General features: G+C 61.7%; 6 protein-coding genes and 1 pseudogene. 5 read left to right on the top strand and 2 right to left on the bottom strand.

Annotation, left to right across the window (positions count from 1 at the left end; all coding sequences use genetic code 11):
- Positions 1-382 precede the first annotated feature (382 nt).
- From JCM25156_RS22470 to JCM25156_RS07565, 5 genes and pseudogenes are all read left to right on the top strand, one after another.
- A pseudogene (locus JCM25156_RS22470) lies at positions 383-1,432 on the top strand (carbohydrate porin).
- A gap of 190 nt (positions 1,433-1,622) precedes the next feature.
- On the top strand, positions 1,623-4,025 hold the full coding sequence (locus JCM25156_RS07550; RefSeq protein WP_025812652.1) for a TonB-dependent receptor: 2,403 nt from the start codon (positions 1,623-1,625) through the stop codon (positions 4,023-4,025).
- Positions 4,026-4,059: 34 nt separating this feature from the next.
- Complete coding sequence (locus tag JCM25156_RS07555) at positions 4,060-4,749, top strand: Fe2+-dependent dioxygenase (RefSeq protein ID WP_025812653.1); 690 nt, start codon at positions 4,060-4,062, stop codon at positions 4,747-4,749.
- Between the two features lie 223 nt (positions 4,750-4,972).
- Positions 4,973-5,179: a cold-shock protein gene (locus JCM25156_RS07560; protein WP_025812654.1), complete on the top strand. Its 207-nt coding sequence runs from the start codon at positions 4,973-4,975 to the stop codon at positions 5,177-5,179.
- Between the two features lie 102 nt (positions 5,180-5,281).
- Positions 5,282-5,599 (top strand): hypothetical protein, encoded by a 318-nt coding sequence (locus tag JCM25156_RS07565; RefSeq protein WP_025812655.1) that lies wholly within the window; start codon positions 5,282-5,284, stop codon positions 5,597-5,599.
- 39 nt (positions 5,600-5,638) lie between these two features.
- Here the strand turns inward: JCM25156_RS07565 and JCM25156_RS07570 are convergent, their stop codons facing one another.
- Together JCM25156_RS07570 and JCM25156_RS07575 are read right to left on the bottom strand one after the other, a co-directional pair.
- Positions 5,639-6,541 carry a LysR family transcriptional regulator gene (locus tag JCM25156_RS07570; RefSeq protein ID WP_025812656.1) on the bottom strand — a complete coding sequence of 301 codons (903 nt, stop codon included), beginning with the start codon at positions 6,539-6,541 and terminating at the stop codon, positions 5,639-5,641.
- Between the two features lie 99 nt (positions 6,542-6,640).
- Positions 6,641-7,123, bottom strand: a 483-nt coding sequence (locus JCM25156_RS07575; RefSeq protein WP_025812657.1) for a flavodoxin family protein, incomplete at its 5' end; no start/stop codon positions are given.

The raw sequence follows: 7,123 nt of genomic DNA on the forward strand, positions 1-7,123 counted from the left end.
GCCAAGCGGGGTGCCGCTTTATCCGTCCGCCGGTCTGGCGACCCAGAGCATCGCCCCGGTCAGCAGCCCCGGTGACAACAGGTCGTTCCACAAGATCGAGCTCGACGCGCTCAGCGCGCATGAAGGGCCGTCCGCCCTGCTGCCCGCCTGGATCGACGCCCTGCATGACAGTGACCTGGAGGATCCGTACTACGTGCCCACGGCGGGAAGCGGCCATCTGGTCCCGCAGCTCAATCCGCTGCGCAAGACGCTGCTCGACCACGGGGTAAGCTTCGCCTTCACCTACAAGGGCGAAGCCATGGGCGTGATCAATGGCGGCGTGGAACGCGGCATGAGCTATGTGCACGAACTGACGGCGCAGGTGAACTTCGACCTTGAAAAAATGGCGGGCATAACCGGCTGGTCGGTCCATACGCTGGTGATGGAACGCGCGGGCCACGCGGTCAGCCACGACCGGGTGGGGGAATATTATGTCAACCTGCAGGAAGTTTATGGCCTGTCGGGCAATGTGGTCGCGCATCTGGTGGATTTCTATGCGGAAAAGAAACTGCTGAATAACCAGATGGACATCACCTTCGGCCGCATGGCGCTGACGCATGTCTTCGCCACGTCACCGCTGCTGTGTTCGTTCATGGTCACCTGTTCGGCGCCCGTGGCGCTGAAGCTGGACCCCGGTTTCAGCGTGTACCCGAAAGCGACGTGGGGCAGCCGCATCCGCATGCGCCCGACGCGCGATACGGCCATCCAGTTCGGGGCCTATTCCGTCAACGCGCTGTCAGACAACCCCAGCGGCTGGGCATGGGGCAGTGAAAAGGCGACCGGCCTCATGCTGCCCATCGAGTTTACGTGGCAGCCCTTCCTGACCCGTAACCGCCTGCCGGGGCATTACGTGGTGGGCTACGCGCATGACACGACACGCTACCCCGACGAGATCGGCATCGGCCTGCCCGCCGCCCTTGTGCCCGCCGCCGGGCGCCAGCGCTCCGCGCCCATGGACATGTTCTGGTTCGAAGGGGACCAGATGGTCTACCGCCGGGGCGGACGTAACCAGATGGCGGGCGGATACCTGATGGCGGGCTATATCCACAACACCCCGCATGTCACCTCCATCTCGGATCAGCCTATGGGGGGCTGTCCTTCGCCGGGGTGATTCCATCGCGCGTGACCGACCGGCTGGGCATCATGTATTCGTGGTATCATGTCAGTGACCGCAAGGCCGCCGCAGATCCTGCGCTATGACGCCGGGTACTCGCTGGGCACGTCCGTGCGCGGGCCACAGACGAACTCCCACATCATAGAAGCCTATTACGCCATTGACGCCACACCCGGCATACTGGTGCAGCCTGAATTCGAATACATGATCCATCCCGGTGAAACCCGGCATATTCCCGATGCGGCGCTGGTCGGGCTGAAGCTGATCGCCAATCTCTGACCCCTTCCCCCCTGCGTTCCGGCCGCCCCGCGTTTTCACGATGCGGGGCGGCTTTTTTATGTACGGGAGACTGTGCGAATGAGAATTTGTTGCATTTAAGTTACAGCAACACACAGAACCGCCTCGCCCATATTGCGAATGATTATCATAAATTTTAGACATTCGATGCAATTGAGAGGCTGTTGCAACGATGTCAGAAAAAACCATTCGCCACAAACTCAGGCCATTTTCGCTTTTGACCGCCAGCATGGCGCTGGCCTGCGTCACATCCGGGGCACATGCGGCGCAGGATTCATCATCCACCGTTTCCCAGTCCGGCCAGGAAATCACGCCGCAGGAGAACGATACCGCCAGCCTGTCCGATCATGATTCGGACCATTCGCATGACGTGACCCACGTCACCGCGTCCCCCATGAACGTGCTGCATGAATCCATCGGCCTGAGCCGCATGCCACAGGACGCCATGCACACGCCCCAGAACGTGAACGTGGTGCCGCAGGTGCTGATGCAGCAGCAGAATGTCAAATCCCTCGATGAAGCGCTGAAGAACGTGCCCGGCATCACCGCATCGGTGGGCGAAGGCGAAGGTGGCATGGCGGGCGACCAGTTCCTGATCCGTGGCTTCGCGGCCCAGAATGACATTTATGAAAACGGATTGCGCGATTTTGGCGTCTATACCCGTGACAGCTTCGATTACGACCATGTTTCGGTCATCAAGGGGCCATCATCGGAAGTTTTCGGTAACGGCACCACGGGCGGCGCGATCAATATCGTGACCAAGACCCCTCATCTTGGCAACAGCTACCAGGCCAGCTTTTCGGGCGGCAGCGGGTCGTACTATCGCGGCACGCTGGATGTGAACCAGCAGCTTACCGACACCATCGCCTTCCGCCTGTCGGGCATGGGCAATGAAAACGATGTGGTGGGGCGTGACCGCATCTATTCCCACCGCTGGGGCATCGCGCCATCGCTTGCGTTCGGGCTGGGCAGGAAGGTCTCGTTCGTTCTGGAATATTTCCACCAGAACGACAACCGCATTCCGGATTACGGCGTGCCGGTCGTCTATGCCCCGGGTTCCGCCATCGGTCGGCCGGTTACGGAATACGGCGTCAGGCGCACCAACTGGTACGGCACCACCTATGACCAGGACAACACCAGCGATGACATGATTACCGGACGACTGACGGCGAAGGTCAGCCCCATCCTGACATTGTACAACGACATGCGCGGCGGGATCTATCACCGGTATTTCTCCGCCTCGCAGGAAGCATGCTCCAACATGACGCCGGGTACGGCGGCCTATAACAACAATGTCATCAACGGCTCGGCCCCGTCCGCCACCTGCCAGTCGGACTTCTTCTCCACCGATCCGGCCAGCGCGCAGGTGGCGCGCAATGGCGGCGTGGGCGGCCCGGAACCCTACAGGCAGAGCGACTGGTCCATTCAGGACGTGTTCTCGGGCATCGCCCATCTCAAAACAGGGCGTTTCCGCCATGAAATCATCGGTGGTTTCGACATCGAATACGTCACCGACCACCGCCAGAATTACGCCTATGGCAGCAACCGCCCCAGCACCAGCCTGCTTGATCCCTCGCCCTACGTGCCGGGCCTGACACTGGGGAACTGCAGCCAGTACCCGGACCGTCTGGTCAATATCGGCAATGGCGTGGGCCGCAAGTGCTTCAAGGACAGCGATGCGCTGGATGTCGGGTTCTTCCTGTCGGACCAGGTGTGGCTGACCGATTACCTGTCGGTAAAGGCCGGTTTCCGCTGGGATAACTGGAACAGCCATTACAGCGCCACCGGCGGCAGCACCGCCACGCCCGATGTGCATTACGGACAGAACGAGACGACCATCAACCCCTCCGTCAGCATCATGTACACCCCGCGCAGCAACCTCATGGTGTATTTCAACTGGTCCCAGTCCACGACGCCGCTGAGCATGTACGTAACCAACAGCTCCGAACCCATGAACCGCACGAACCAGAGCGCCGGGCCAGAGCGCAGTTCGCTGTACGAAGTCGGGGCGAAATACAGCGCGTTTCACGATCGCGTCGGCTTTACCGCCGCGCTGTTCCGGCTGGAAAAGGGCAACGCGGTGCAGACCGACCCCACCACGGGCGACATCAGCGCCACCAGCGACCAGGAACGCAACCAGGGGCTTGAACTCAGCGCATCGGGCACGCTGCTGCGCAACTGGATGTTCTACGGCACCTATGCGCTGTATGACCCGACCATTACCAGGGCGGGTTCCAGCACATCCAAGCAGGGCGGCCAGATCCAGTACGTGCCCCATAATCAGGCCACCGCGTGGACCAGCTACGAAATCGCGCCGCGCCAGCCATGGAACATGACCATAGGCGGCGGCATAACATGGCGGCAGGGTGTATGGCTGGATCAGGCCAATACCGCGCGCGTGCCCGCCACGGTGGAATTCGACGCGATGGTCGCCCACCATTTCAACAACAACTGGAAAGTGGCCATGAACGCCTATAACCTTGATAACCGGCTGAATTATGGCAGCCTGTTCTCCAACCGGGTCACACCTTCCATCGGGCGGTCGTTCCTGTTCAACGTCTCGGCACAGTACTGATCCCGCCACCCCACGCCAGCCAAGGCCATTTTCCATGCTGCTGCATATTCCCGCCCTGCTTACCGCCGATGAACTCAGTCATTGCCGCGCCATCCTGAAAAGCGCGGAATGGACCGATGGCCGCGAGACGGCGGGGGAGCAGTCGGCCAAAAGCAAGAACAACCTGCAACTGCCCCGTGATTCGGAAGCCTGCCGGACACTGGGCGAACTGGTGCTGCGCGCGTTGGGGCGCAATACCCTGTTCAACAGCGCGGTGCTGCCATACCGGGTCAGCCCGCCCCTGTTCAACCGCTATGAAAACGGCATGAGCTTTGGCGCGCATGTGGACAACGCCATTCGCGGCATCCTCGCCGCAGGTGTTCACACCCGCATCCGCACCGATGTCTCCTCCACCCTGTTCTTCACCGACCCCGATGAATATGAAGGCGGGGAACTGACCATCCACACGAACGGCAACGAACAGGCCATCCGGCTGCCCGCGGGCGACATGGTGCTGTACCCCACCACGGCGCTGCACAGCGTAAGCCCGGTCACGCGCGGGAGCCGTCTGGCGGCCTTTTTCTGGTCGCAGTCCATGATAGCGGAGGAAAGCCGCAGGCAGATCATGTTCGATCTGGACATGCAGGTCATGAGCCTGCGGGAACGGCTGGGAGATTTCGATCCCGCCGTGCTGTCACTGACCAATATTTACCATAACCTCATGCGGCAATGGTGCGTGCTGTAACGGTTTATCTGGTACCCGAAAGGAAATATTTCGGCCTTTCCCGATATTTTACGTGCTATTTGCGTTCAATGTGTATAGAAAGGCTCCCACGGCTGGACTTTTCAGCTACGGACAAGATTTCAAAGCAGCCTCTTCACGCGGCCTTCTGGCATCCCCGATAAAACGAAAAGTCTTGATCCCACGCATGTTCGTGTGGGGTGCCGGTTATTCAAGGAGGCCAGATATGGCCGCAGGAACAGTTAAATGGTTCAACGCCCAGAAGGGCTTTGGATTTATCCAGCCTGAAGACGGAAGCGCCGATGCTTTCGTCCACATCTCCGCAGTCGAGCAGGCTGGCCAGCAGACCCTGTCCGAAGGGCAGGCCGTGACGTATGATCTCGAAAGAGGCCGTAACGGCAAGTCTTCTGCGGTCAATCTCCGGATTGGCTGATGATTTCGGCAGGAACTCCGGTTCCTGCCGTTTTTGTTTCTGGAACCAGCTTCCTTTCCCCTACCCGATGGTCCCATGCCAGACAGGCCGCGCCATAGGGGCATGCGCCCGTTTCTCGCGTTGATCCTGCTCTGCCTCCCGCATGTTCCGGCCGGGGCGCAGACCCCCGGCGGCTGGAACGGCAGCGTGGTCATTCCCCCCGCACCAACCTTCTCTCCCATCATTCCGCATTTTGCGCCCCTGCCCGTTGGCAGCACCCCCACGGCCCCATCCTGGCCATGGGAAAACAGTTCCGCCATTCCCCCGGATATGAACGCGCGCGAATCCCTGTCACCCGACCGCTATCAGCGTGACTGGTCCGCCTTCCGGCAACATGAACGCCAGGCGTTCAGAAACAGATCCCCCGACAGCCCGCCATAGGCGCGCACTCCGGATGAAGCTTTTTTTCCAGACAGCCTCTCAGCCAATGGTGAACACATCGCGCATGTGCAGGCCCATGGCCGTGTTCCATATGCGTGTTGACAGCGCCGTGGGGAGTGAGGCCGTAAGCCGCACCAGCCCCACTTCGGGCGCCGTGCACGGGCCAAGCGGGCGCACCTGCAGGTGGGCGTGCCCGGTATGGGTCGGCAGCGCTGCGACCGGCAGGATGCTGGCCAGACGCCCGGCCAGCAGTTCGCCATACAGCACTTCCAGCGAATTGGTTTCCAGCACCACGCCAGGCATGACCCCCGCCCCGCGAAAGGCGGCATCGACAATCTGGCGCGAGCGCATTTCCGGCTCCAGCAGGCACAGCGGCAGATCGGCCAGCGTGGTCCAGTCCTGCCGTCCCGGCGGCAGGATCAGCGGCTCGACCGCGACGAGGACGTGCTGCTCGGTATAGAGCGGTAACGTGTCAAAGGGGCTGTCATCGGGTATCTGGTCCAGATAGACCAGACCGAGATCGAGCTGCTGCTGGCGCAGGCGGTGAATGGTGTCGGCGCTGGAACCCATGCGCACCTGCAGGTGCAGGCCGGGCACCGCCGTACGAAAACTTTCAAGCAGCAGCGGAATGGTCTGCATCGCGGGTGGCATGAGACCGATGGACAGCGTGCCGCCCGCGATTTCCTGCGCGAAGGCGGCTTCCTGCCGCAGCCCGTCAAGCGCCGCCAGCGTCTGGCGCGCCCACTCGAGAACACGCCTGCCTTCATCCGTCAGGCCGTTGAACCGGCGCGTACGCCGGATGATGGTAATGCCCAGTTCCGCTTCCATCTGGCGTATCGCCGCCGAAAGCGCGGGCTGGGACACGCCGCAGCTTTCCGCCGCGCGGGAAAAATGCCGGTAACGATCCAGTGCTATGAGATATGTCAACTGCCGCAGAAACACGCCCTGACCGCCCTGATTGAAATGCCCTCCCCTCCATATCGGACAGGCAGGCCCTTAACCAGAGACCAGTCCCCATGGCTGGGGTGTCTGCGCGCGCGGCTACCCCACGCGCAGGCGCGATGCGATCCGGGCCACGCGCAGGCCGAGCAGGCGGCCGGTTTCAAGATCGCCCTCACGCGGCGCTTCCTCGGTCGAGGCATCGGAAGGGGAAATGGCCATGACGCCCACCGACCCGCCCGACCAGTTCACATCCGCCGGGCCATTGGCCTTGGTATTGGCGGGCAGCAGGCCGGTGCCCACCCATATCTGCCCGTGCTGCTGTGACAGGGTCCATAAATAGGCAAGGGTCATGGCCTTATCCCCATTGACGGAAGCCGAGTTGGTGAACCCCGCCGCGATCTTGTCCTTCCACCCTTCCGCCAGCCAGATACGGGCCGTGGCCTCGGCGAATTTCTTGAACTGCCATGCCGGGCCGCCCATGTAGGTCGGCGTGCCGTAAATGATCGCATCGGCGTGCCCCAACTGCTCCAGCGCGCCATCGGGCAGGGCGCCAGTCGGGCTGATGCGCAGCGGTAGCGCTCG

The sequence above is a fragment of the Komagataeibacter kakiaceti JCM 25156 genome, assembly GCF_000613305.1.